25 protein-coding genes and 2 tRNA genes are annotated in these 25766 nt (G+C 48.2%); 12 read left to right on the forward strand and 15 right to left on the reverse strand.

All coding sequences use genetic code 11. The features are described 5' to 3' along the window. Positions 1 to 24 precede the first annotated feature (24 nt). The 4 genes from ggt to ACOMG9_RS25265 all read left to right on the forward strand — a co-directional run bounded on the left by ggt (position 25) and on the right by ACOMG9_RS25265 (position 5765). Entirely contained in the window at positions 25 to 1791 is a 1767-nt protein-coding gene (gene ggt / locus ACOMG9_RS25250; protein WP_448218694.1) for a gamma-glutamyltransferase, read from the forward strand. Positions 1792 to 2070: 279 nt separating this feature from the next. Then, positions 2071 to 4095 (forward strand): hypothetical protein, encoded by a 2025-nt coding sequence (locus tag ACOMG9_RS25255; RefSeq protein WP_494529592.1) that lies wholly within the window; start codon positions 2071 to 2073, stop codon positions 4093 to 4095. Between the two features lie 35 nt (positions 4096 to 4130). Beyond that, positions 4131 to 4451 (forward strand): FitA-like ribbon-helix-helix domain-containing protein, encoded by a 321-nt coding sequence (locus tag ACOMG9_RS25260; RefSeq protein ID WP_448218696.1) that lies wholly within the window; start codon positions 4131 to 4133, stop codon positions 4449 to 4451. A 93-nt stretch (positions 4452 to 4544) separates the two neighbouring features. Beyond that, positions 4545 to 5765, forward strand: a complete 1221-nt coding sequence (locus ACOMG9_RS25265; protein ID WP_494529593.1) for a hypothetical protein — start codon at positions 4545 to 4547, stop codon at positions 5763 to 5765. 60 nt (positions 5766 to 5825) lie between these two features. On the opposite strand, the gene ACOMG9_RS25270 is transcribed toward ACOMG9_RS25265, so the two are convergent. Next, positions 5826 to 6869, reverse strand: coding sequence for a hypothetical protein (locus tag ACOMG9_RS25270; protein ID WP_448218698.1), 1044 nt, complete (start codon positions 6867 to 6869; stop codon positions 5826 to 5828). A 242-nt stretch (positions 6870 to 7111) separates the two neighbouring features. Then, positions 7112 to 8827 carry a sugar phosphorylase gene (locus ACOMG9_RS25275; protein WP_448218699.1) on the reverse strand — a complete coding sequence of 572 codons (1716 nt, stop codon included), beginning with the start codon at positions 8825 to 8827 and terminating at the stop codon, positions 7112 to 7114. Positions 8828 to 9021: 194 nt separating this feature from the next. Here ACOMG9_RS25275 and galU point away from each other — a divergent pair, with 194 nt between their 5' ends. The 6 genes from galU to ACOMG9_RS25305 all read left to right on the forward strand — a co-directional run bounded on the left by galU (position 9022) and on the right by ACOMG9_RS25305 (position 13084). Next, complete coding sequence (gene galU / locus ACOMG9_RS25280; RefSeq protein WP_448218700.1) at positions 9022 to 9852, forward strand: UTP--glucose-1-phosphate uridylyltransferase GalU; 831 nt, start codon at positions 9022 to 9024, stop codon at positions 9850 to 9852. Between the two features lie 25 nt (positions 9853 to 9877). Then, complete coding sequence (locus tag ACOMG9_RS25285) at positions 9878 to 10750, forward strand: HAD-IIB family hydrolase (RefSeq protein ID WP_494529594.1); 873 nt, start codon at positions 9878 to 9880, stop codon at positions 10748 to 10750. A gap of 59 nt (positions 10751 to 10809) precedes the next feature. After that, positions 10810 to 12021, forward strand: coding sequence for a glycosyltransferase family protein (locus tag ACOMG9_RS25290; protein WP_422135902.1), 1212 nt, complete (start codon positions 10810 to 10812; stop codon positions 12019 to 12021). A 112-nt stretch (positions 12022 to 12133) separates the two neighbouring features. Beyond that, positions 12134 to 12577: a hypothetical protein gene (locus tag ACOMG9_RS25295; protein WP_494529595.1), complete on the forward strand. Its 444-nt coding sequence runs from the start codon at positions 12134 to 12136 to the stop codon at positions 12575 to 12577. 91 nt (positions 12578 to 12668) lie between these two features. Continuing rightward, positions 12669 to 12884 carry a hypothetical protein gene (locus ACOMG9_RS25300; RefSeq protein ID WP_422135900.1) on the forward strand — a complete coding sequence of 72 codons (216 nt, stop codon included), beginning with the start codon at positions 12669 to 12671 and terminating at the stop codon, positions 12882 to 12884. Beyond that, positions 12881 to 13084 carry an efflux RND transporter permease subunit gene (locus ACOMG9_RS25305; protein ID WP_494529596.1) on the forward strand — a complete coding sequence of 68 codons (204 nt, stop codon included), beginning with the start codon at positions 12881 to 12883 and terminating at the stop codon, positions 13082 to 13084. Before ACOMG9_RS25300 ends, ACOMG9_RS25305 begins: the two co-directional genes overlap by 4 nt. Positions 13085 to 13251: 167 nt before the next feature. On the opposite strand, the gene tnpC is transcribed toward ACOMG9_RS25305, so the two are convergent. The 3 genes from tnpC to tnpA are packed head-to-tail and all read right to left on the reverse strand — an operon-like array spanning position 13252 to position 15502. Further along, positions 13252 to 14802: an IS66 family transposase gene (gene tnpC, locus ACOMG9_RS25310; protein ID WP_494529597.1), complete on the reverse strand. Its 1551-nt coding sequence runs from the start codon at positions 14800 to 14802 to the stop codon at positions 13252 to 13254. Between the two features lie 5 nt (positions 14803 to 14807). Next, complete coding sequence (tnpB, locus tag ACOMG9_RS25315; protein ID WP_422452200.1) at positions 14808 to 15191, reverse strand: IS66 family insertion sequence element accessory protein TnpB; 384 nt, start codon at positions 15189 to 15191, stop codon at positions 14808 to 14810. A 2-nt stretch (positions 15192 to 15193) separates the two neighbouring features. Then, entirely contained in the window at positions 15194 to 15502 is a 309-nt protein-coding gene (tnpA, locus tag ACOMG9_RS25320; RefSeq protein WP_448215511.1) for an IS66 family insertion sequence element accessory protein TnpA, read from the reverse strand. Positions 15503 to 15574: 72 nt separating this feature from the next. Between tnpA and ACOMG9_RS25325 the strand changes: the two genes are divergently transcribed. Then, positions 15575 to 15940 carry a DUF411 domain-containing protein gene (locus ACOMG9_RS25325; RefSeq protein ID WP_494529598.1) on the forward strand — a complete coding sequence of 122 codons (366 nt, stop codon included), beginning with the start codon at positions 15575 to 15577 and terminating at the stop codon, positions 15938 to 15940. Positions 15941 to 16179: 239 nt separating this feature from the next. Here ACOMG9_RS25325 and ACOMG9_RS25330 read toward each other — a convergent pair whose 3' ends face one another. From ACOMG9_RS25330 to radD, 6 genes are all read right to left on the reverse strand, one after another. Further along, a complete protein-coding gene (locus ACOMG9_RS25330) occupies positions 16180 to 16566 on the reverse strand; it encodes a hypothetical protein (protein WP_494529599.1) in 387 nt (128 codons plus the stop codon). 64 nt (positions 16567 to 16630) lie between these two features. After that, a protein-coding gene (locus tag ACOMG9_RS25335; protein ID WP_448215008.1) for an IS3 family transposase occupies positions 16631 to 18195 on the reverse strand; the annotation gives its coding sequence in 2 pieces (ribosomal slippage) (positions 16631 to 17742 and positions 17742 to 18195; 1566 coding nt in all). Between the two features lie 227 nt (positions 18196 to 18422). Next, a complete protein-coding gene (locus ACOMG9_RS25340; protein ID WP_448216754.1) occupies positions 18423 to 19676 on the reverse strand; it encodes an ISL3 family transposase in 1254 nt (417 codons plus the stop codon). A gap of 91 nt (positions 19677 to 19767) precedes the next feature. Next, a complete protein-coding gene (locus tag ACOMG9_RS25345; RefSeq protein WP_494529600.1) occupies positions 19768 to 20076 on the reverse strand; it encodes a trypsin-like serine protease in 309 nt (102 codons plus the stop codon). Positions 20077 to 20110: 34 nt separating this feature from the next. Beyond that, a complete protein-coding gene (locus ACOMG9_RS25350; protein WP_494530406.1) occupies positions 20111 to 21391 on the reverse strand; it encodes an IS4 family transposase in 1281 nt (426 codons plus the stop codon). Between the two features lie 381 nt (positions 21392 to 21772). Beyond that, positions 21773 to 23542 carry a DNA repair helicase RadD gene (gene radD / locus ACOMG9_RS25355; protein ID WP_448218590.1) on the reverse strand — a complete coding sequence of 590 codons (1770 nt, stop codon included), beginning with the start codon at positions 23540 to 23542 and terminating at the stop codon, positions 21773 to 21775. A gap of 580 nt (positions 23543 to 24122) precedes the next feature. Here radD and ACOMG9_RS25360 point away from each other — a divergent pair. Beyond that, positions 24123 to 24782 (forward strand): XRE family transcriptional regulator, encoded by a 660-nt coding sequence (locus ACOMG9_RS25360; protein WP_448215199.1) that lies wholly within the window; start codon positions 24123 to 24125, stop codon positions 24780 to 24782. Positions 24783 to 24868: 86 nt separating this feature from the next. On the opposite strand, the gene ACOMG9_RS25365 is transcribed toward ACOMG9_RS25360, so the two are convergent. The 4 genes from ACOMG9_RS25365 to ACOMG9_RS25380 form a co-directional block, all read right to left on the reverse strand. Then, positions 24869 to 24944, reverse strand: a tRNA-Phe gene (locus tag ACOMG9_RS25365). Positions 24945 to 24985: 41 nt separating this feature from the next. Then, positions 24986 to 25061: transfer RNA gene (locus ACOMG9_RS25370), tRNA-Phe, on the reverse strand. A gap of 146 nt (positions 25062 to 25207) precedes the next feature. Next, positions 25208 to 25426, reverse strand: coding sequence for a hypothetical protein (locus ACOMG9_RS25375; protein WP_317144291.1), 219 nt, complete (start codon positions 25424 to 25426; stop codon positions 25208 to 25210). 20 nt (positions 25427 to 25446) lie between these two features. Further along, entirely contained in the window at positions 25447 to 25719 is a 273-nt protein-coding gene (locus ACOMG9_RS25380; protein ID WP_422136221.1) for an oxidative damage protection protein, read from the reverse strand. Positions 25720 to 25766: the final 47 nt, after the last annotated feature.

Here is a 25766-nt window from a genome sequence, read left to right on the forward strand (position 1 = left end):
AATTAATTGAAAGGAAGTCTTGCTATGTCTGGGGGAATGTTCAGACGGTATGTTATCACCGCCAGTCTTTTGGCTGCTTGCTTTAAGGTGCAGGCAGAGGCCGTGAGTCTGAGTGATGATCTGGCGCCTGAAGCAGCGACGGGATTTGAACAAAAGAGTCTGGTAAAAGCCAGCAAACATATGGTGGTAGCAGCCAACCCGCTGGCTGTGCAGGCAGGTGACGAAGTCCTTAGAAAACGTGGTTCGGCAGCGGATGCTGCGATTGCTGTTCAGTTGGTTCTGAATCTGGTTGAGCCCCAGTCGTCCGGAATTGGCGGAGGAGCCTTCACCCTTTACTTCGATGCCAAAAAGAACCGCCTGATCACTCTTGATGGCCGGGAAACAGCCCCTGTAGAGGCGACACCGACCTTGTTTCTGGACAGCGATGGCAAGCCGTTGCAATTCTATGATGCTGTGGTGGGGGGGCGCTCAGTCGGTACGCCAGGTACCGTCAAGCTGCTGGAAGAGATGCATCAGCGTTATGGTAAACGTCCATGGTCTGAGCTTTTCCAACCGGCCATTAAACTGGCTGAGGAAGGCTTTATCGTTTCTCCCAGGCTGGCCAGCCTGATTGCCAGGGATCAAAAAAGACTCAGCCGTTATTCGGGTACCCGTGAATACTTCTTCGATGAAAAAGGACAGCCGCTTCAGGCAGGCGCTGTTCTGAAAAATCCTGAGTTTGCCAGGACACTGAGGCTGATTGCCAAAGAAGGCTCAAAAGCCTTCTATGAAGGGAAGTTGGCGGACAGGATTGTCAAAACCATCAGAGAGGCCGAGGGGAACCCCGGAGTGCTTTCAAAGAAGGATCTGAAAAACTATCAGGTAAAAGAGCGAACGCCGGTGTGTTCGGCCTATCGTCAATACTCTGTCTGTGGCATGGGACCTCCCAGCTCTGGCGCAACTACGGTGGGACAGATCCTGGGGATTCTGCAATCTTATGATCTGGCCAACCTGGGGGCGGATAATCCGGAATCCTGGCGCCTGTTTGCCGGTGCATCAAGGCTGGCTTTTGCCGACAGGGCCCGTTATCTGGCCGACAGTGACTATGTGCCCGTACCTGTTCAGGGGCTTCTGGACAGCCAATATCTGGCAGAGAGAGCCAGACAACTTCAGTCTGATCAGGCTCTAAAGACGGTTAAAGCAGGCAAACCCGTCTGGCAGCATGCTTCGCTTCAGGCCGATGATCAGTCCATTGAACTGCCTTCTACCAGCCATATTTCCATTGTCGATGCCGAGGGTAATGCGTTATCCATGACGACGACTATTGAGAATGGTTTTGGCTCCCGTTTAATGGTGGGCGGTTTCCTGCTGAACAATGAGATGACGGACTTCTCTTTTTCCAGCCATGACGATGGTACGCCCATTGCCAATCGCGTTGAACCTGGTAAAAGACCAAGGTCTTCTATGGCGCCCACCATGGTTATGGATAAAAAGGGACAGCCTTATATGGTGCTTGGTTCACCCGGCGGAAGTCGTATAATCAGCTATGTTGCCAAAACCCTGGTCGCACATATTGACTGGGGAATGGACATTCAGGAAGCCATTGCTCTGCCCCATAAGCTGAACCCTTTTGGCGTTTATGAGCTGGAGCAGGATACCGAAGCAGAGCGTCTGAAGTCGACACTGGAAAAGCTCGGCTACTCCGTCAAGGTGCGGGAACTGAACAGTGGCCTGCACGGCATTGTGATAACGGACAAAGGCCTTGAAGGTGGCGCTGACCCCCGTCGTGAGGGAGTAGCGATGGGGATTTGAACGAAATCAAGGGCGTAATCCAGCTTCTTTAGAGGCGGGGAGTGTCAGAGACTCCAGCAAATTACATTCCTGATGAAACAGTGATACCCGTCTGACATTTTCTGATGTTTTGTAATAGTCATTCCAGTAACTCTGTCTATACTGCCTTCTCAAGCAACGGGTGCAGAACAGGTTTTATTTTGCTGTGCATCTTTTCTCACTGAGCGAAAAATCACTTTGTTTGATGCTATCTTCAATCCGTGAAAAACAACAATGCGGGCTGCTTCCAAGGGAGTGCCAATGAGCCTTCATACAAATCTTGCCGGAAGGTTACGTAATACTAATCTGCCGAAAACTCATGGTCTACTGCCGGTTTTTGAAGCCGTAGTCAACTCGATTCAGGCCCTTGAAGAAGCAGATGGGCTGGCCGAAGGTCAGATTACTCTTGAGATTATTCGTAACCCTCAACAACAAATGCACCCCGGAAAAGGGGCTGAAAAAGAAATCATCAAAGGCTTTACCATTACCGATAATGGAGTTGGATTTAACGCAGCCAACATGGAGTCCTTTGAAACCCTGGACTCAGATCACAAGATCGGAAAGGGTTGCCGGGGCATCGGGCGTTTGATGTGGTTGAAAGCCTTCGACATCGCCGAAGTAGAAAGCGTTTTCTGTCAAGAAGGAAAGCTTTATCAGCGAAACTTTTCTTTTTCATCCCGGCAGGGTGTTCAGACAGAGTCGCCGGTGGCGGTCCATGACCAGAAAGTACGGACGGTGCTAAAACTGGACGGGTTTGACAAAGAGTATTACGCGAGTTGCCGTAAAACCCCGTTGAGTATTGCCGAGGCTCTGCTGGAACATTGCCTGTGGTATTACGTCAGAAGCCCGGCAACGCCAAACATTGTTGTAAAGGATGGTACCGAAAGCATTTCTCTCAGCGACATTTACGATCGCTGCATGCACTCTGCTGCAACGGCAGAACAAGTCAGTCTGAAGGGCTATGTTTTTGAACTGAATCACATTAAGTTTCGGGCTGGGGTGAACAAAAACCACCCCATGTTCCTCTGTGCGGCTAACCGTGTTGTTAAAGAAGAGTCTATTGGCAAAAGGGTACCCGGGCTCTTTGGCACTCTATCCGATGATACGGGTGAGTTTACCTACGCCTGCTATGTCACTTCAGACTATCTTGATGAGCATGTCCGTTCTGAAAGAACGGCATTTAATATCGCTGAAACGATTGAGGATCTTATCAGTGATCAGGAGATTTCCCTCAGCGAAATCCGGGAAGCGGTCGTAGAGAAAACCAGAGAATACCTTTCCGATTACCTCCACGACAACATGAAAGCAGGCAAGGAGCGGGTGAATACCTTTGTTGCTCAGAAAGCGCCACGGTACCGTTCAATTATGAGCCATATGGATGAGCGTGAACTTGTGGTTGACCCCAGAATATCGGACAAGGAGCTTGAGTCCCTTCTCCACAGGCACTACTACGAGGCCGAAAAAAGCCTGATGGAAGAAGGGCATGAAATTATGAATCCGGCGGTAGAAAGCAATCTGGAAGATTATCAAAACCGACTGAGTGACTACCTGAGAAAAGCACAGGACTTCAAACAGTCAGACCTGGCCAACTACGTCACTCACCGCCGGACAATCATCGGTTTGCTGGAAAAGTATATTGAGCGGTTGGATGACGACAAGTACGCTCGTGAGGATTTAATCCATCAGTTGATTATGCCAATGCGTAAGGATTCCACGCAGACACCGTTTGATGTCTGTAATCTCTGGCTGATTGATGAACGACTCGCGTTTCATGACTATCTGGCCTCAGACAAGCCTTTGGGTTCCATGCCTGTTACCGGTGACATTTCTGGAAAAGAGCCAGACCTGTGTGCGTTAAATGTCTGTGATAATCCTATTCTGGTGTCCGATAAAAAAGCCTTGCCGCTGGCATCCGTTACTGTGGTCGAGATCAAACGGCCCATGCGAAACGATGCCCGAGAGGGAGAAAATAAAGATCCTATCGAGCAGGCTTTGAGCTATTTGGATCGTATTCGTGAAGGCCAGGCGAAAACGGCGAGTGGCAGGCTGATACCCAATTCACGGGATATACCTGGCTTTTGCTACGTCATCTGTGATTTAACGCCATCAGTTGTGCAGCGTTGCCGAATCTTCGACCTCACGCCAACCCATGACCACATGGGGTATTTTGGATACAGTAAAAGTTACGGTGCCTTTATCGAAGTTATTTCTTATAACCGGCTGGTACAGTCGGCGAAGGAAAGGAACAAAGCATTCTTCGACAAATTGGGCCTGCCATCCACTTAGCCTTGACACAGAGTGTGCTCTGCAGGAGTGAAACTATGGCAATGATGACGCTTGGAAATATCCCGGATGAGCTCTACAGTGCTCTGAAGGCCAGGGCTAAGCAAAATAACCGGAGCCTGGTTGCCGAGGTTCGGAATATTCTCAATGAGGTTCTTCAACCTGAGGATCGACTGTTGATGGGTGATGCCCTGGTCAATGCCGGGCGAGACATCGGCCTGACGGACGAGGAAGTTGATGCGCTGGAGTCTGACCGGGATAAGACACCAGCGGAACCGCTGAAGTTACAACTCGTTCCCACGCTGGATAGAGTTTTGCGACACGCTCTCAAAGCACGGGGTTTTACACTCATTCGATAAAACTACCAATCAAGCTCAGAAAACGCTTATTTTCTTGATCCATCACTTTCTCAATCTACCCTTACTCTCTACAAGTCAGAGCAGACGGATAGAATGATGAACAACTTAATCTTTGCTGCATTGTTTTTACTGCCGGTGTTGCTATCTGTCGTCTGTCAGGCTGAGTCGTCGACAAGACATTTTGTTGCCGACTTTCAGCAGGATGATGCAGGTTCTCCGATCCAGAGCTTTTCTATAAAACGTGACTTCAATACTCTGTCGTATACCTCGTCAGACATGGTCGACACAAACGGCTATGCGGGGTTAGGTATTGAGTCCCTTGCATGGCTACCTGCAGGAGCGTTTGTTGCTCTTGGCTGGCTTTTGAAAAACTATTGGAACTCCGATCCATCACTGCTTATCCCAATGGATCAACTGGAAGCCAGTCAGGATGACCGGCCTGCAATCATCACCATGATGCTTCCCGGGAATAGCCAACAAAAAAATGACCAACAAAACCCGCCATCAACATCATCCGGTCAGCAAGCCACAGGTGGGTCAGCCAGCGCCCAGATTAAAGGCTATGCCAGCGGCTCCCAGCTTTCTGGCTCTGACGGCGATGACAGAAACCCTGAACCACAAAAGCATACTTTCGGTTACAATTGTCACTTTGGTTCCTGTCACGGTATTTGCAAACTCCGATCACCAAACCACCTCACAACGGTAACATTCGAACCAAGGTCTTATACTCTCTCAGAATTTGCATACGAGGAACTCCTCCGGCAAGAACAACTGAGACCTGACATCCTGGCGAGGTCAGGGGCAGCCAGTACATCTACCAGTGGAGATCCTGATCCCGCCGGGCGATTTGTCTGTGATGTGCTGATGAAAACGAGCAGTGGTGAGCGGGCGCCCTGCGGGAAGCGCTGCAGCGATAGAGAGGGGCTGTCAGAACACAAAATGCGATACCACACTGCGCCACTATTCTGTGATGTGATAGTGGTCGGGGGAGATGGTGAGCAGCGAGTATGCGGAGAAGTTCTTCATGTACTAGAGCAGGAGGATCACAACGACAGTAGATACCATGACGACGAATTGGATATTAGATGGTCGGATCCCAACAGAAGCCATCAGGTTCCCGGGTCAGTATTTTGTGACGTGATCCTATACGTGAATTTTAACGAGGGTCGCGTACGTCGAATGACGCAGCAACTATGCGGGAGGATCTTCGAGAGTGAAGAAGGGCTGCTTCGTCACATAAGCAGACGCCACCAGGGATGCCATCAAAGATGGAAAGACATAAGACCACCGGCAGACCTCCGGTGGCGTTTTTAACCCCATACCAGCGCCGCATTTTTGCGACAGTCTCAAGAGTGAGGGGCAGTCTATTCCCGATCAGCCTCCATGCTTTGTTGTGGCGCCATTATTGTTGTTCGGATTATCGGGCCTGTGTCTTTGATGTATTCTTTTATGCCACATCAGGCCCCGAGCAGTCCTGAAGCCAAGTCCGCATGGCCACCGTCGACCATTGCAAATGGCGACTGTTACGTAACAGGTGTGTTGCCTGTGTTTTCTTCTTTTGTGATCCTTCAGGGCTGTATTACTCTGGCAGACTTGCCCGCATGCTCGCTGCCGACCACCCTCCCCGAACACTGTCACTTTACAGGTGTGTTGCACGAGAGGGCTCTGTCGATTGAAGTCTTCATTGGGCCTTGAGCTTTGTTTCGGTCTTGCACCTGATTGTCGGAATTTACAAACGCCATTACAGTTATCTGCGAAACAATTTAAACCCAAAGTATGTTGGTGTTGTTCAGGGACTTCGTCACCGCCGTCAGAGTCGGAATGCTGGTGGCTGGTGATAGTGCCTCTGAACCCTGAGGTTGTTCCTGAGGCTTGCCGGGTGGATGATTCCGATAGTTGGCCTTGTTGTTGGTTCTCTCCGGAGCTGAGCGCCATAGTGTTGATCACAAAGGGATAATCCTGGCTCGACTCTTGTTGTCCAATCGGGTTGAACATCGGTGAATCGGAGTTCCAATAGTTGCTTAAAAACAAACCGACAGTGATAAACGATTCTAAAGGTAGCCGTGAATAAGTTTTGGAGCTTTGTGTGTCATGGCTGGTCAGGATCAGTTCGTAAGCAACCAGCCACTGGGAGGCGTAAAGCAAATGCCACGAAACCGACTCAATAATGATCGTTATTAGCCCGAAAATACCGGGTCCGAAGGGTGTGTCATTTGCCGGGGAATCCTGGTCTGAATGACCGTTGTTGCTGGCAATGATTGAAGGAGTGTTCGGCAAAGTATGCGGGTCATGCTGTTTGATAGAAAAGCTTTTGTCTGGAGAACCTGCATCCTGTTCAAGCTCGACAACAAAGTGTCTTATTGACGCCTGGCAGGCGATAGACAGCAACAGCAGTGCTGCAAAGAGTGGGCGTTTCACTTTATTGTTACATCCTGGTTTACCGTTGAGAGAGTGTAGACCATGGAAATAAGCGCGCTTTCTGGCAAAGAGATTCTGTTAAAAACGCATAGAAGTACTTATCGTTTTTTGTGCCCCAAGAGTGTGATCACGAGCCATTCGAGGGTTAGATAGATGACTTTGGTCATTTATTTAGACGACTATTATCTTTTGTTAGCTCCGGATCGCCCAGCAAAAAATATCACCCTCGATTGGGCGAGGGTTTACGGCGTTTTTGCTAACCACAATACCTGATAGGGCTTGAGTTGCAGGTCCTGTATGGTCCCACTGCCCAGTAAATCGGACCAGCCGACATAGTCTGGCTGGTTCAACGTTTGATGGGCCGATGTCAGGTTGTGTATAGCCACCAGTTTCCGGCGGCCACAGGGAGATGTTCGCAAGAATGCAAAAATCCCCGGCGCCATATCCAGAATGGTTTGGGAGGCATTGGGATGAAAGCAAGGCTCCTGTTTGCGAACTTTGATGTGATTCAACAACGAATGGAAAACCAGTGACCGAATCGAAACCGGGTTTTCCAGCTCAGGCAATAATTCTTCCAGTAACCACTTGCGGCGATTGATCGAGCGGGTTCTGCCACTACTCTCGACGCCTGCCAAATCATTGTGTGTGGCAAACAGGCTGTGTATGTAAAAAGCAGGTATTCCGCGCATCCCCAGCATGATGAGCTGGGAGCAGAGAAATCGCTGCACTTGCCATTGGTCCTCACCCCTTCTCGTCCCTTTCATGGCATCAAACAGGGCAATATTGATCTCATAAGGTGATTCAGTGTTGTCCGAAAGGGTGCGCATGCTGACGAACCCCCCAAAACGGTGCATGCTGTCGATCAGCTCTGAAACTTCATTTTCCGGGATCACCCCCGTCAGCGGACGCAGGCCTATGCCATCATGAGAGGCAGTAAAGTTCAGAACGGTACAACTCTCGGGGTAATCGGGCAGGTTACGGGCCCATTGCACAAGGTGTTTTTCTGTGCCCCGATTGAGTGCATGCAATATCAGGGGCGGCAGGGCAAATTGATAAACCATGTGTGCCTCATCCTGTTCCCCGAAATAACTGATGTTCTCCTCGTGGGGGACATTGGTTTCGGTCAGCAGCGTACTGCCAGGACAGGCTCTCTCCATAATCAGTCGGAACAGTTTCACGATGGCATGGGTCTCGGGCAGGTTTATGCAGTGAGTGCCCGGTTTCTTCCAGAGAAAAGCGACGGCATCCAACCTGACTACCATGGTGCCGCGGGCCAGATAAAAGAGCAGGACATCTACCATCTGTATCAGCACATCGGGGTTTTTAAAGTTCAGATCCATCTGATCTTCACTGAAGGTGGCCCAGACGTGTTTCAGCCCTCGCCTTGTATGAATAGGCACCAGCAGGGGGGAGTTTCTTGGGCGGGTCACTTCACTGAGATCAGTCTCCGGGTCTTCTTCAATAAAGTAATCCCGGCCGGGCTGATGACCACTGACAAAGTCGGCAAACCAGAGACTTTCCCGGGAGACATGGTTAATCACCAGATCCGACATAAGCTGATAGTCACTGGCGATGGCTTCGATATCCTGCCAGCTTCCCAGCTGCTCGTTGACCGACAGGTAATCAATCACAGAAAAGCCATCATCCGAGCTGTAGGGAAGGTAGGGAAGAATGTGAAGGGTATTAATAACCTCGTTCAGATAGCCATCAAGAAATCCCTTCAAGACCTGAAGAGGTGGCTGTTCACTGTTGTCATAGAGGGTGTCGCCATAGGTAATCAGAAAGATATCTTTTTCTGACCAGCCAGTGACTGTTTTGGGAGGGTTTTCATGAAGGTGATACTGAACTCTACGGACAATTCTGGCGGCTATCTCGCCCGCTTCCTGTCCATAAGGGAGTGTCAGAAGCTGAGTCATGGCCTGATGAAACTCATGGAAGGCTTTAGGGTAACTTTGCACGATACATCTTCCCCTTTGGCAATGTTTTTTTAGTACTTTTTCTTCTTTGCAGCAGGAGTCATGCCACTCCCGTATTTATAAAACCTTCAATCATTGTAAATGATGTTGAGCCCGGCGGGTGGTTTTCTGAATTGGCACGACTTCTGCTTATAGCCTGATGAGATGCAAAACTTCTCAATAAGACGAGCAATAATATGATTAAAAAATGTCTGTTTCCTGTTGCGGGGTATGGAACCCGCTTTTTACCCGCCACCAAGTCCATGCCCAAGGAGATGCTGCCTATTGTTGATAAACCCCTGATTCAATATGGCGTAGAAGAAGCCATGCTGGCAGGTCTGACTGACCTGGGGTTTGTCAATGGCAGAAACAAACGGGCGATTCCGGATCATTTTGATATTAACTATGAACTGGAAGCGGAAATCGCTGGCAGTGGCAAAGAAGAAAAACTGTCGACCATTCGAGAAGTGATGGCGGCCTGTACTTTTTCCTATACTCGACAGAACCAGATGCAGGGGCTGGGGCATGCCATTCTCTGCGGACGAACTCTTATGGGCGATCAGCCTTTTGGTGTGGTGCTGGCCGATGATCTCTGTGTTAACGACAGTGGTCCGTTGGTTATGTCGCAGTTGGTCAATCTCTACAAACAGTTTCGCTGCACCATTGTGGCTGTTCAGGAAGTGCCCGAATCCGAAGTCGATAAATACGGTGTGATTGCCGGTGAAGCTCTGAGCGATAACCTGATCCGTGTGACCGATATGGTGGAAAAACCAGCCCCCTCAGAAGCGCCCAGTAATCTGGCAGTGATTGGACGTTATGTCCTGACACCGGATATTTTCGACATTATTGAGAACACTGAACCCGGAATAAACGGAGAAGTGCAGCTGACTGACGCCATTCTGACTCAGGCCAGACAGGGCTGTGTTATTGCCTGCAAGTTTGAAGGTGAGCGCTTTGACTGTGGCAGTGTCAGTGGTTTTGTCGAGGCCACCAATACCATCTACCAAAAACGTCTGGACAGAGTTTGAGTCGATGTTCAACAGCAAAAAGGCGATGACGAAGCTGGTCATATTTTCCGACCTCGATGGTACCTTGCTGGATCATGATAGCTACAGCTGGGCGGCGGCAAAACCCGCTTTGGACCAGTTGAGAGAGCAAAATATTCCGGTTGTTTTCAATACCAGCAAAACCCTCAGTGAGGTACTGCCTCTGCAACTGGAGATGGCTCTGGATCATCCATTTATTACCGAAAACGGAATGATTACCACCATCCCGGCTCACTACTTTCAGTCGTCTGATACTGACAAGAATACCCATTACTTCCATGGTCAACCCTACAAGGCGATACGCAGGGTACTGAAACAGTTTCGCGAGCAGTACGGCTTCCGGTTCAGGGGCTTTGGCGATTGCTCTCATAGTGAAATAGCCGATCTCTCCGGGCTAAGCCTGGAGGAGGCTAAACTGGCAGCAGACCGAAAAGCCAGTGAACCTTTGGTCTGGGAAGACAGTGATAAGGCATTGGAGCAGTTTGAAAGGCAGCTTGCTGAAGAAGGATTACAACTGACCCGGGGTGGGCGTTTCTATCACGTATCCGGCAAGGGGGATAAGGGTTCGGCGGCGAAGAAACTGTTCAAACACTACCTGAAAAACTTTCCGGAGTGGACGTGGATATCCATGGGTCTGGGCGACAGCTTCAACGATCTGCCCATGCTGGAAGTAGTCGATATTCCTGTTCTTGTAAGTTCTGAAAAAAGTAAACAGCCCATTACAGAACATCTGTCTAATATTAAGTACACAAAATCAGTCGGGCCTGAAGGTTGGAATGAAGCGGTATTGGAGGTTCTTGATTCACTTCAGGAAGGTCATGAGCCAGTCTGTCCTCCAAAAGACGGCTCTATAAAAGACTGCTCTTTACAAGACGGGTGAGCTGGACTGCAGAGTGTGATCAGAGCATAAAGCGCTAACGAAAAGAAGGGAAAGCATTTATGGGCGATTTTTACCAGAATGGCACTATCACCAATTTCCATAATTTGAGAGTACGTTCGGTTGAAGATATGGAGCAGGAGCTGCAGGCCTTTTCCCGCCAGCGCCCTATGTCTCTGGTCTTGCCTTCGCTGTTCTCCGAGCTGCAGGGACCAGCCTTGAATAATATTGTTCAGGAGCTTAGCCAGGTGGGTTATCTTTCCGAGATTGTTATAGGCCTGGATAGAGCCAACGAAAAAGAATTTTCCTATTCAAGAGACTTTTTTGCCCAGCTGAATCAGCATCACCGGATTCTATGGCAGGATGGCCCCGGACTTCGTGAAATTGACCGTCTGCTTGAAAGTAAGGGGTTGGCGCCTAAAGAGGCTGGTAAAGGAAGAAACGTCTGGTACTGCTACGGTTATGTGCTGGCTTCAGCCAAGTCAGAAGCAGTGGCTCTGCACGACTGTGATATCGTGACCTACCAGAGAGATCTGCTGGCCAGGCTACTCTATCCGGTAGCTAATCCTGCGTTTAGCTATGATTTTTGCAAGGGCTATTATGCAAGAGTCGCTGATAACAAACTTAATGGCAGGGTCAGCCGTCTTCTGGTGACGCCACTGTTGCGAGCCCTGAAAAAAATTCTCGGCCCTATGGACTATCTGGAATACCTCGACAGTTTTCGTTATCCCCTGGCCGGTGAGTTTTCCATGCGAACCAGTGTTTTCAATGACATCCGGATTCCCAGCGACTGGGGTCTGGAAATAGGGGTACTGTCAGAAGTTAAGAGAAACTATTCCAATAAACGGCTGTGTCAGGTTGATATTGCCGATGTTTATGATCACAAACATCAGCCTCTATCGGAAGAAGATCGCAATGCCGGTCTGTCGAAAATGAGCCACGATATTATCAAGGCCGTGTTCAGGAAGCTGGCGACCAACGGGGTTCAGTTCAATACTGAAACCTTCCGCACGATCAAAGCGACTTATTACCGGGTGGCACTGGATTTCATCGAGTCTTATTACGATGATGCGATGATGAATGGCCTGCATGTCGATCGTGATACGGAAGAGCGAGCCGTTGAACTCTTTGCCAGAAACATTATGGCAGCAGGGCAACACTTTTTGGAAAACCCCATGGAAAGGCCTTTTATTCCCAGCTGGAACCGGGTGATGTCCGCTGTCCCTGATATTTTGGAGCGTCTCTATGATGCAGTAGAAGAAGACAATGCCTGATTAAAGCGCACAGAATAGTCTTGAATCATCACTCATTCAGCTTTTCAAGGGTTGACCTTCCAGTTACTGGATGGTTTAAGTTGGAAAGCTGAACCATAATCTCCTGAATTCTATGTCCATCCTTCACCTGAACCTGAAACACAGGCAGAACATTGGCACAGCAATGATTGCCCTGCTGATGTTTTTGCTGTTGCAGGTTTGCCTGATGGAGTCGTCACAGGCTATGGTTGCTGACCAGTCAGACATGCCCACGACGATGTCATCCAATGCTTCCGGCATGGCTGACGGTTTGTCCGCAGATCATTACTGTTGTGCTCCTTCCCCGGCAGAGCAACTGCAGAAAGCGAATCAGGCCTGTCCAGGCTGCGATTCTGAGGATCGCTATATCCCGTTTTCTCACCCGGACAGTAAGCCGACTTTTACCCTGCTTTATATTGTTGCAGAGTTGATTTTGCTGGACGCTGAACCGTCGCAGGACTGGATTTCTGCACCCCCATCTTCAGTACAGAGCTCCCAGCCTGATATCTATCTGGCCAATGTCTCCTTTCTGGAATAGCATTTCATAAATATCGTCGTTTAAAAAACAGAGTGAAACGTTGATTTTTCAGTGTCCCCTGCATGGGATTGGCACGGCTGTGGAGACAAACATGCAACTGAAACGGATTATGGTATCCGCTGCATGGCTGATATTGGTATCGGCAGGAGTCAGTGCAGGCCGCCTGACTCTATCTCAAGCCGAGCAAAAAGCTCTGGCTGCTGATCCAATGATTCAAGCCTATGAAAAACAGTCCAGGCAAGGCAAAAAAAGTCAGCAGGATCTGATCAGTGCCGAGCTTACATCCCCTGCCGCAGGCCCATTATGATGACCGTTTGCACCATTCTCTTCGGTCTTATACCGGTCATGCTCAATAATGGCACTGGCTCCGAAGTCGTGCAGCGCATGGCTAGCCTGATGATCGGTGGCATTGTCAGCTCACTGGTGGTGACTCTCGTGCTGGTGCCTGCCGTCTATTTTCTATGGCACACCCGGGAAAAGGTTCTGACCGCTCAGATCAATCAATGAATTATGAAACACTTGAAAAAGGAGAGTGAAACCATGAAAAAGCTGAAAGCCCTGTTCCTGGGAACTGCTGTTCTAATGTCGTTTATGCTGGCCAAGGCCGAGGAGTCATTACCGACAGTCATGCTCTACAAAACCCCGTAAGCGTTCAAGCAGGGTATAGACTCCCCCTACTTATCGAGATCGGATTTTAACGGATTGGCCCCGAATTTCTCTTTCCAGATTCGCGGGATTAGCTCCCGGATATCTCGAGCCGGATGGTAACTGATGCGCTGAAGCACATCGACGAAGTACTTGTATGGATCAATGCCTGCAAGAAGACAACTGACGATTAACGTCTGGAACACGGCAACATTGTCTGCCCCTTCTTCTGTCCAGCAAAAAAGCCAGTTCTTTCTCCCCATCGGGATACACCTGAGACTTCGCTCCAGGTGATTCGTATCAATGGCGACATCCGGATTATCCAGATAAAGCCGTAGCTCTTTTTCCCGTTTGTTCACGTAGCCAAGAGCCTTGCTCAATGGGTTGCTTTTCACCAGATTCAGGCGACGAAGTTGTTCTTTATGCCAGCTAAAGAACTGATCAACCAGTGGCTTGGCATTCTGTTGGCGGTATTCCTGCTTTGCTTCGCCTTGCAGCCCAGCTTTGCGGATTTCGTCTTCGACTTGATAGATCGCACCCATGCAGTCCAGCGCCTCTTTTGCGGCTTCAGGTTCGACCTCTTGTGACTTGACGAAGTACCTCCTGCTATGTGTCCAGCACTGGGCATGGATGATTTTGGGATATTTCATGCACAGGCGGTCGTATTCCGAATAACCATCGGTCAGCAAGACCCCCTTATACTCTTTCAGATAAGGCTCTACGACCCTGCCAGAACGAGTGGTGGAGAAGGTAAAAGCTATCTCATTCTGGTCTCCGTAAAAACACCAGAAGTAGCCTCTTTGCATCTTGCCCTTGCTTTTACGGCCCGCTTTTCCGGGCGTTTCATCCAGAGTGAGGACATGACTTTCCAGACAGCTGTTGAGCACTTCGTCAGCGATGGGTTTGAGTAACTGCCCGGCACGCTGCTCAAGATGTGTCAGGGTTCCACGGCTGATGGTAATACCACTGGACTCAAGTTTCTGATGCTGGCGGTAAAGCGGTGCGTGAAAGCGGTACTTCTCTACCAGCAGACCTGCGATAAAGCTGACATCGGCAAAGCTGCGATCAAATAATCCTGATGGTGCGGCTACCGTTGTTAGCGTCTGGCTGGGCTTATGGCGAACGACTTCGCGCTGATATTTCAGGATGACATAGCTGGCAGGGCGCTGCGCCAGCCGATAGGTGTACTTGTAGTCAATGATTTCGTACTGGTCTGCGTCTTCACCCTTCATTTCTGCAGCAGGCATCGGGATGAGTTCAATCGGTACATCTTCAGTAAAGCGCAGTCCCTGATCGGTCACACAGTCTTCAGGGCGATTCTTTTTCCGCCGTTCGTAAGTGATGGTTTCTGTGGGAGTTTCCTGCTCTTCAGGCTTGTCCTGAAGGATTTCTCCCAGCGCCAGCTGGTCCGGATTCTCAATCAGGCGCTTTTCGGATTTTTCACCAAATAGCTGTTGTTTAAACCAGGCCAGCTGATGTTTAAGAGAAGCTATTTCCTGATCACGCTCCGACAGCAAGACCAGGATCTGCTGGAGCAGGTCCTGGTCAGTGGTGCCGGGGGTCGAAACAGGTAATTTCATGGCGGTTAAAGATAGACCTTTGACTCTCCTTTTGTGTAACGGGACGGTTGATGTTTGTAGCGTTTATATTGCTGAACGCAGCGGGTATCAATGCCTTCAAGGATGAGCTTCAGATCTGTCCACGCCATTGTTTGCTTGATGGATTTGCCTGCATGAGTATGAAACTGACCCTGTTCCAGTCGTTTGCTCCAGATACAGTATCCACTGCGATCAAAATACAGCACCTTGCACTGGGTTTGTTTGCGGTTGATGAAGACAAACAGCTGGCCGCTGAGTGGGTCTTCTTCAAGTTTGTTTCTCACCAGGGCAGACAGGCCGTCGTAGGATTTACGCATGTCGGTGGGCCGGTTGTAGAGCCAGATCCGAACCTGAGATTCTGGAAAAAACATGATCAGCGACGCATACGAAGAATAACGCCACCGGGCAGCTCAAGTTCCAACTGCCAGTTTAAGCTGGCTGGAGGCTCAGTCAGCCCGTTTGGGACTTCAACCCATTCCGGGGCAGAAGCCTGAGCGATATCAAAGGAGTCAGTGTTGTTGTAATTCCTGAGTTTGCGTTTCCAGTTTGTGAATGTTGCCAGGCTTATGTTTTGAGTTTGGCAAAAAGCTTTCTGGCTCAAGCCACTGGCTATTTGCTGATCAATGATCTGTTGCCACTGCTCAGGGTTGAGACGGGTAAAGGGTTTTGTCAGTTGCTTCACGTTAGGTATCTCCTGCGTTGTTTGCAGGGGAAAGGCTGGCAGTCAGGTTGTGATTTTTGAAGACGTCCTCAAATGAGCGGTTACAAAACCCCTGCCTGTGGTTGTTGCAAACAGTGGGCGAAACACATGGAAGAGAATGGCTTTAAGGTCATGTCCCATGATGTGCCGAACACAGCCACGTATCGAGCCAGGGCCGGTATTCCGAAAGGAATGGAGTCTTGCCATACAGCCTTTATCGGTGATTATGCCATTGAAGGTCATGTCCCGGCTGCAGACATCAAGCGTTTGCTAAGTGAAAAGCCTGCTGGTGTGAATGGTCTGACTGTTCCGGGTATGCCTCTGGGATCGCCAGGTATGGAGTACGGTGATCGCAAAGATCCTTATCAGGTGATCGGTTTCACCAAGGATGGCAACACGAGTGTATTTGCCAATCATTAATCATGTCGCGATCCAAAGAAGCTCTTTTATGAGCTTCTTTGGGTGGCAGGGTTGAAATGAGTTATCCCCAATTCACGTAACGGGTGTCTAAAACTTGATAGTTGACTGCTCGATTGTGAGTTTCACAAAAACGCACTCAGAAGGTGAAAATCAGAATCAGAGAATTATACACGAAAAGCCATGGATTGGGGGCTTCTCAGGCTGATTTATGTGATGTGAACTCGGGGATTCAGGTATGATTAAGGCAAATTCATTGCCAAGGTTAATGGTGTTATTAAAATACATAACATAGGTGAAGCAGAAGCAGAAGCAGAAGCAGAAGCAGAAATGGAATTCCATCTTTGTGCATTTAGAGAAATTCCTTTTATTGGGTAATATATATCATGGCTTTTTTCTAATCGCACATACTTCTCTATAAAATTACGATTAAAAGTTAATGACAGCTTAAACTGGATTGCCAAATTGTCTTGATAGAATTTTCCAACATGTATTCCCAAGATAAATGAATTGTTTTGTCTGTAAAATAAGGGAGAACCTGAATCCCCAGGCTGGGAATCTCCGGGATATGAAACGAAATGTACTTCATCATTGCAGGAGCCTACCCAACTTACAGATGCAAGCTGCAATAACTGCTGATTGCCATAACCCGCAACCGGAGTTTTTCAAGATAGTTGTCCCGAAAACTGAATTTTAGGCTGCCTTTTTCTCGTTAATTCTTGCTTCAGACAACCGCTCAGGATTCAGTGCAACCGCACCTACAGGCTCCCAGTTTCTGATAACTCCTGACCAGCGCGTTGGATTAGCTTCTCGCGCTTTGGTATACACCTGTTTCCGGTGATTCAGGATTTCCTGATCTCTTTTCTCATGCCGTTGCGCAGGTGTCACAAAGCGGATTGAGCTATGGCGGTGTTCATTGTTATAAAAGCGCTCAAACTTCAGCATCCACTGTCGACTGTGTTCTAACGTCAGAAAACCTTGAGATGGCCACTGAGGACAGTACTTCACCGTTTTAAAGATCGATTCTGCAAATGCGTTATCATTACTCACCCTTGGGCGACTATGAGAGGGAATAATGCCCAATTCCTCAAGCTTGGCCTTAAAGGTACTCGACGTCATTGGAGCCCCATTGTCTGAGTGCAGTACAAGCGGTGTTTTAGTGCATTTTTCAGCCACCATTGTCCGGTTAATCAGTTCACTGGCTAACTCACCAGACTCACGGCTATGAATCTCCCAACCAACAATCTTACGACTGTAAACGTCCAGTATCAGGTAGAGGTACCAGAACTGGCCGCGTACCCTGGAAGGTATGTAACTGATGTCCCAACACCAGACCTGGTTAGGGCCAGTAGCAACATAGGTTGTCGGCTTGTTGCTTTTCGATCGCTTTCTTGAACGACCGCGGTGGTGCAACTGACCATACTTTTTCAACACACGGTAAAAGCTAGATTCAGAAGCAACGTATACTCCCTTGTCTGCAAGGGCTGGCACGATCTGCGATGGTGGCAGGCTCGCATACTCATCTTCATTACTGATAGTCAGAATACGTTGCTCCTCTTCCTCAGTCAGTTTGTTAGAGGGTACCGGGCGCAAGGCATCCGGGCGTTTGTCCGTTAACACTGCACCATTGTCATCGCGCCAGCGATTCAGTGTTTTCAGGGATATTTCCAATTGTTCAGCAGCCTTCCAGCGAGAAGCGCCGTTTGCTATAGCCTCATCAAACCATGTCAGCAGTTGGCGGCGCTTATCGACAGGTGTCAGTTGTCCTCGCTGTCTATCCCGTAGAAGGCATCGAGCTTTTTTGATAGCACCAGCAGGGCTGCAGCTTCTGCCAACGCCTTGTCTTTACGGCGAAGCTCTTTTTCAAGGCTCTGATTGCGCTTACGCTCTTGTTTTAATTGCTTGCTTTCCTGGTCTGCACGCTGAGAAGCCTGAACAGCACCTGAAATACAAGCGTGCTTCCACTCCTTGACTTGTTGAGGATAAAGCCCTTTTTTACGGCAGTATTCACTTAACTCTGTTTCTGACAAAGCAGCGGTTTCGACGACCACGGCAAACTTGCTTTCAGCAGACCATTGTTCTGATTTTTGTTCGTTCCCTGGCACAGGTAATCCTTTGTCCCGTAGTTTTTTACGCCAATTATACAGGGTTTGTTCGCTGATACCTTCCTCTCTGGCAACATCCGGCACAGAGCGATTGTGTGGTGGTAACAGTTTTTTCAAAACAGCTGATTTACGTTCCTCTGAAAAACGAGGCATATTCAACGTCCATCGCCCACTGTCTAGCTTTTATTGGTTAATCAGTGAGCGGGACAACTATCCTGACACAGCGGGCAACCATAAGGTCAGTAATATTATAAAGGTCAGGACATTTGGTATAGTCGATGTCAGCAGGAGGAATTGACACAGGCTGGTTTAACTCGAGTATTGCTATATCGTATTTAGGCCAATCAGAGGTAGAAAAAAAATTATTATTTAATGCCTCGTCAGCAAAATCTGTGGGGCATTTCTGGTTCGGGCAGGTTGCCCAGTGCATGATATAAAGCGATTTCTGCACATCTATAGGTTCTGAAACCATACGATTTTCTCGTAGTGAGTTTTATCTTGGTGTTCAGACCTTCCACAATTCCGCTGGAAAATGCTTTTTTTGCCCTGAACCAATTCAGGATCAGTGGCCTGTGCCGCCGAACAGTTTTAGCTACTTTCTTCATCGGCTCTATCTTTGACCGCATGACTCTTGTACACCACCGGTCCAGATACTTTCCTGCCCAGTGTGGTGATATGTAACCCCAGAACACTTGAAACTCCTCTCTGAGCAGATAGCCCCTGACACTTTTGAGATTATACTGAAGCACTGTATTTAACTTGATCTCTTCTTTCTCGGTCAGGTTTTCCTTCCGTTTCAGCAGACACCAACGGGTCTTTTTCAAAACAGGCTCATAGCCATCAGCCTGAAGCTGTTTGTGTTCTGATGCCCTGACCTCATCGATGGCCTTGTTCAGCATGGCCACAATGTGAAATCGATCCAGAATATGCAGCGCCTGATTGGCAAACTCGGCGATCGCCTTTACATAGGGCTTCCACATGTCAGAGCAGACATACCTCAGTTGTTGACTACGCTCAGGGCCAAAAAAGAAGAAAAAGTTTCTAATTGTGGCTTCAGTACGATCCTGACCAACCCATAATAGCCGGGTGCAACTGCGATCAATCTGATAAACCACTGTCAGGTATTTATGTCCGACCTGGTAAGCCACTTCATCAACGCCAATGGCCTTGATATTGTCGAGTGAACGATGCGCTTTGCCCCACTCAACCATGTACTCCACAGCATGAAATACTTTCTCCCATGAGGTATTGAAAGTACTGGCAACCTCTTTCCAAGACAGCTTTCTGGCCCAGTTTGCCAGAAATTGCATATAGGCTTTGGTCAGCTCCTTCTTACCTTCAGCCCATGGGACTTGCTCAACCTTTACGCCGCACGTCTTACATTCCACCCGGCGCATTCTATAGAGCAAGAAAACTCTGATTCCCCAGAGAGGAACAAACTCGAAACGACGCTCAGAAAGATGATCGTAGCCCGGAGCAGGTTTCTGGCATCCTGAGCAGATAGCGTGACTGTTCTTTCGTGGAACAACGGCTACATTGAATACTTCAGAGCCTTGGTAGAAGCCAAGTTTCACATCCTGATAAACAAATGACTTGAGTTTATGAACTTTATTGAGGATAGTTTTTATTAGCATCAGCGGTGTCTCTTGTGGTTATTTTGTCTGCTAACAAAAAAACTATCAAAAATCAGCCGCTGGTGCTTCTACCTATCAAATTGACTCATTTTTACCCACAGATATCCCTGAAGAGCCTATTTAATATATACTTTATAACTTTTCTTTTAATCTTGTTTTTAGCATTAAGAAAAGTTATGTCTAATTTTTTACCAATGCAGTGAGCTGAAGTCAGCAAATGCTTATCAGATATGAGCACAGTAGTACAACCATTATTAATACCAGCTATCCATGGAAGCGTACCTGAATTTATTTTTCTAACCGGCTCAGTGTATCGAGGAATTCTACTGTTTGATTCACACAATATTTCTTCTGAAGTAAATATTAATATAAATGAAAAGAGCACAATAATTTTTTTCATTAAATGTTGCCTGTCTGTGCTCTTAAGGTAGACATTAAGCCCCACCCACAGCACAAAGACCTAATCTTGTACGCCCTGAAAAACCATCTCGTGCAGGGTGTTCACGTTTCGCATTATCTGCCCAGAAGTTGAGCAGCTTCCTTGTATGTGAGAGCAGAGACTTTCCTGCATTCATAAGGGATAAAATGACATTACCAAACAGTCGGGTTCCACTTTTCATCGCCTTATGCGTCGAGATTTCTTCAATGGCTCCACTTTCATAGAGGTTCGCCTGTGCAGCATGGGCAAGATACCTTTTCAACGTCACAACCACGAAGGACATCAGAATCAGGCTAAACACCAGTGTCGCTGATTTAGTGTTAAAACGATGCCACCCTGAATAGGACTTGATCTCTTTGAAGATAAGCTCTATTTGCCATCGTAGACGATAGGCCTGAAGTACTTCATTCAGGGTGAACTCAACCCGGTTAAGGTTGCTTACAACGAATACCCATTTCAGTTTCCTGTCATTCCAGCGGACAACCAAATGATATGGCCAGGCTTTGAATCCTGGCCATTCTACATCCAGGTCGAGGCATTGATCTTTAGGGAAGCCAGACAACACTTCCTTAAGTTTTTTCCCTTTGTAGCGATTCAGATTTTTGCCATCCTCCCGTACTGCGCTGAGTATCGTCGGGTTGATACTCTGAGGTGCCTTGCAGATAAAAGAACCTTCCCGATCATCAATGGCAGCAAAGCGTTCCAACTCAAAATAACCGGCATCGATCAGCATCAGGATATTAGCCATGGAGGTTGGCAGTGGTGGCAGACAGTCTCTTTCTGAACGGGTATCTTCAGTGAGCTGCACGCGCACCAGATTGTTGGTAAGAAGATCCATTGTCGTATGAAGTTCTACAGCAGCAGGACTGACCGTTGAGAACCTGCCGGGAAATGTTTCCTTTAGGGCATTGTAGACAGCCTGCGATGAGCCGTCATGAATCAGAATGTGCTCGAACTCTGAAAATGGACTGTCCTCATCAAACGCCATGACTTTGCGGGTAAAGACTTCCAGACACTGCACCCATAGCCAGAGGACAAGAGCAGGCATCGCGTCTTTTTTAGCTTGATTTGCCCAGGAACGATAGGAGACATTCAGCCCCGTCAACTCATTAAATTTACGGTGGAGATCGGCTTGAGTATCGCAGTTTCCATCACCAGCAAGGGCATCAATCAGTGAAAGGATAAAGTCCAAGGGGCGGATATCTCGCTGTCGTATAGTAAAACCAAGCTGTTCCGCCATACTGAGAAGTTCAGACCGGTCGAAACACGTCAGCAGTTTTTTTGAACTAGTCTACTATTTGCGATACTCATCTTGTTCAGCCTTGATACTTTTCGCGAAGCTTTATTTTGGCTGTTCAAGGTGAGTTCTGCCGCTGGAAATGAAGCTTTTTTGAGCTTAATGTCTACCCTAAGACTCATTGTTAGCCAAGAGACGATTCATCTTACTCTTATCTATGGATTTCAAAAGCAGGAATATCCAACACATCGAAGAACTTAGTCGGCTTAATCGCGATGAATTAAACACGCGCATCAGACATGAACTCTCTCAATATGACATAAGAGAATCTGTCGAAAGAGAGGTTTAGTCTGATTATTGCTGTCATAAATGTCTGGCTTCAGGCACCTTCATAATAGTTCTAGAGTATGAGGTGGCGGGTTACTCGGCCTCATAAGCCTTTCGGTAATGGCCCTCATAATCAAAGAGCTTATCAACGACCGACCAGTAGTGTTTCTCTTTTCTGGCAATCACGAAGTCTGGTTTGCGGAATTTCTTTTGTTGACTGATGACGGAGTCGACTGACTTTGCCCTAAAGGGCTCAGCACGATTAATCAGCGCATGTTTGCCAAAGTGATGATAAAAAGCACCTTGTTGTGCAGCGGTGTCCAGACGGAAATACTCGCTGACTTCAGCTCCGTCTTCATCGTAGTAGGTGATTTTGATTCTGGGGTGATTTCCTCCGGAGTCAGATTCCATCGTCATACCGGAGCAACGAAGGACCATACAGTCTTTCAGGTTAAGGGCATCTCGCAGTTTTTGATCCGGATCAACCAGTGTTTTTCTGCATTGATGACATTTTCTCGCGGCAATGTCGTTTTCTGCACCGCATTCTTGACACTCCTTGAAACGATAGCGGAAATCGCATCGAACGATTTGACCTTCAAACGTTTCAACGCCCTGGCAACGGCGACCATAGTGCTCGATCAGATCACCGTCATCATCGACAATGCCCCAGAAGCTGTTCTCATGGCCACAGGCAGGGCAGGGAACTGTCACCGGAACGGATTGGGAGTCTGGCTTTGGACTACCTACTTCAGGGCTGAACAGATCATAGCGATTGCCGGCAAAATCTATAACCAGACAATCTTTCTTGCCTCTTGCCAAACGTAGCCCACGGCCCACAATCTGTTGATAAAGGCTGACAGACTCGGTGGGGCGAAGAATAGCGATCAGATCAACATGGAGGGCGTCGAAGCCGGTAGTTAAGACCGAGACGTTGACCAGATATTTGATCTTCTGAGCCTTGAAAGCCTGAATCAGGTTATCGCGTTCCTGAGTAGCCGTGTCACCAATGATCAAAGCGGATTCAGATTCTGGCAGATAGCCCATTATTTCCCGGGCATGGTCCACGGTAGAAGCGAAGATCATGATACCTTTTCTGTTTTCCGACGCTTTCAGAACCTGATTGATGATCTGTTGTGTCGCCCGCCCTTTGCCTTTGAGCAGCGTGTTCAGATCAGCTTCGCTATAGCGACCAAAACGGTCCCTTGATAAAAGACTGAAGTCGTAAAAAACAACAGGAGCATCAATCAAGGTTGCCGGTGTCAGATAGTTGTTTTTGATCATGTACGACAACGGAAGTTCATAAATGCAGCTTTTGAAAAATCGCTTTTCTGCCGTTCGCAGGGTGCCTTTTTGGTTTCCGGGCAGGTAATGCTGATAAATCCAACCCATGCCAAGCCGGTAGGGCGTTGCCGTTAATCCCAGTATTTTCAGCTTTGGATTGAGCTTTTGAAGGTACTCGATAATCTTGTGATAACTGGAGGTTTTCTCCAGAGAAACCCGATGACACTCATCTATGACCAGCAACGTGAAGTCCTCGTCATTAAACTGATCCAGGTTTCTAACGACAGACTGAACACTGCCAAACACAACCTGCTCAGTAGCCTCTTTCCTGCCCAGCCCGGCACTGAATATGGAAGCTTTCAGCTCATAGCTTTCGTATTTGACATGATTCTGTTCAACCAGCTCTTTGACATGAGCCAGAACCAGGACCCGGCCACGGGCAATGCGTCCCAGCTCACTGATGACCAGGCTCTTGCCAGCACCTGTAGGGAGTACCACAAGGGCAGGGTCGTCACTGTTGCGAAAGTGCTGTATCACTCTGGAAACAGCGTCTTGTTGATAAGGGCGTAGCTGGAAAGTCATTGGCTGATTATATCGGTCCTTTGGTGACACTCCCCGCCTTGTCAGGCGAAGCTTCTGACTTCACAGGCTACAGCCAGTCTATAGCGACTGGACTTACACAGAAGCCTCCATCAGCAGTAACCGGGTGCCCCTCGGTTATTTATTGGTCTTTTGTTTGATTTGCCGCAGCCTTAACGGGTCACTCAGGTATGGGCTCGTCTGGTTCTTCAAGGGCGGTTGGGCAGTTTTCTCTGCCTTAATTTTTTGTTAACAGTGCTTGGTTTTCGTCACCGTGAGTCTCTGCATAGAGACAGACCGATGGAAAATATAACCAACCACGAACAAATACTCAACCGGAACGCTCTGCGTTCCCGTCTTATATCCCCGCCCGATTGAGGGTGTCGCGAAAGGTCAATTAAAACGCTTCAAGCTTCAAACCGTCATCTCCGCGAAGGCGGGAACGACGATCTTGATATATCCTGCTGACCATACCCTTTTACGACACCCTCTTCAGGGCGGGGAGGATGTCAACTGTGTACGTTTAATCAGATCTGCTGTTGTATAATTGCCCTTTTATTCTTATTCCAGGACAAAACAGAGTATGGCAAACGCTTTCGCGCGTCGATTCCAGTTGATAGTTGATCGTCTGGCAAAGGGAAACAAAAAGCAGTTTGCCGAAATGACAGGCAAATCCGCCTCTCACATCTATAAAATCTGTCGGGGTACAAGCCGCCCTTCCATGGCCTATCTGGAAAGTCTCTATGATGAGTTTCGGGTCGACCTGAACTGGTTGCTGACTGGCAATCAAAACGACAGTGGACAAATATCTGATACTAAAGAAAGTAAAGAAATTGTCTTCGCTCCTATGTTTGATGTACAGGCCAGTGCAGGAATGGGTTCAGCTGTTCAGGGTGAAGAAGTCAGCGATTATTTTGCTTTCAATAAAACCTTTCTGAGCCGACAATTGGGCGTTTCCGGTGAAAGTCTGGCATTTGTCACCATCAGCGGTGACAGTATGCTGCCCACCTTTCAGGACGGAGATCAGGTGTTGGTGGATCTGTCCCGGAGATCAGTCCATAGTGAAGCTGTCTACCTTATTCAAACCGAAGATGGTTTGATGGCCAAGCGGGTAAAACAGGTGCAGCATGAACTGAAAATAACCAGTGATAACCCTGAATATCCCCGTTGGAATATGGATCTGAAAAAGGTGGAAGAGAATCCAGTTGTGGGCAAGGTCATCTGGTGTGCCAGGGCGGTCTGAGTAGCGCTTCAGAGGTACACTATTAATCTGTAAATTTTTTCGGCGCACAAAAAAAGGGTTACAATTACTCGTAACCCTTTTATATATGGTGCCTAGGGGCGGAATCGAACCACCGACACGCGGATTTTCAATCCGCTGCTCTACCAACTGAGCTACCCAGGCCAGACTGCTTTTCGACTTAATAGCACCATCGTGAAGATCGATGGTGCCTAGGGGCGGAATCGAACCACCGACACGCGGATTTTCAATCCGCTGCTCTACCAACTGAGCTACCCAGGCGTTTCATGCAATCATGTGCGAGGCGTATTAAACGGATTTCACCCCTCTGAGTCAAGTCGGCTACAACGATTTTCCGTCTTTTGAACAAAAAAATTGGGTTGGATCAATAGATTAGAGATGTAACGCAGCAGACAGAGCTTGCTTTGTCATTGAAAAACGACATAGTCTGCCAATTCTTCCAGAGATTCCAGTTCCGCTATTTCTTCAATCGGTGCCTGCCCTTTTTCTTCCTTGTAAGTCTGATAGGCCCGGGTATCTACAACAATGTCGCCATTTTCTTCCTGAAAGAGGACGGAGTGGTCGCTGATAGCAGAGAGGATCTGCTTCTTTTTGTTGTTAGAGATGGAAATGTCTTTGATGTTCATGGTAGAGGCTCCTAATCAGTTTACTTCTGCTCAGGCACAAAACCATCGGCGGTATCATAATCTTCACCGGCGAAAAACTTATCCATCTGTTCGGTCAGGTATTTGCGGGTTTCAGGGTCCAGCAAGTTGAGGTGTTTCTCGTTAATCAGGCGAGTCTGGTGGGCTTGCCATTCGCTCCAGGCTGTCTGGGAAACGTTCTCATAAACCCACTGGCCTTTGGGTCCGGGCAGAGGTGGTACAGCAAGACCTTCGGCTTCTTTTTTGAGTTTTACACAATGTACGGTACGAGCCATGGGTATCCTCATTTTCTTAATCAGTAACAGGTTGGAATGGTATAGCA

This window comes from Endozoicomonas sp. PH6C (assembly GCF_059322965.1).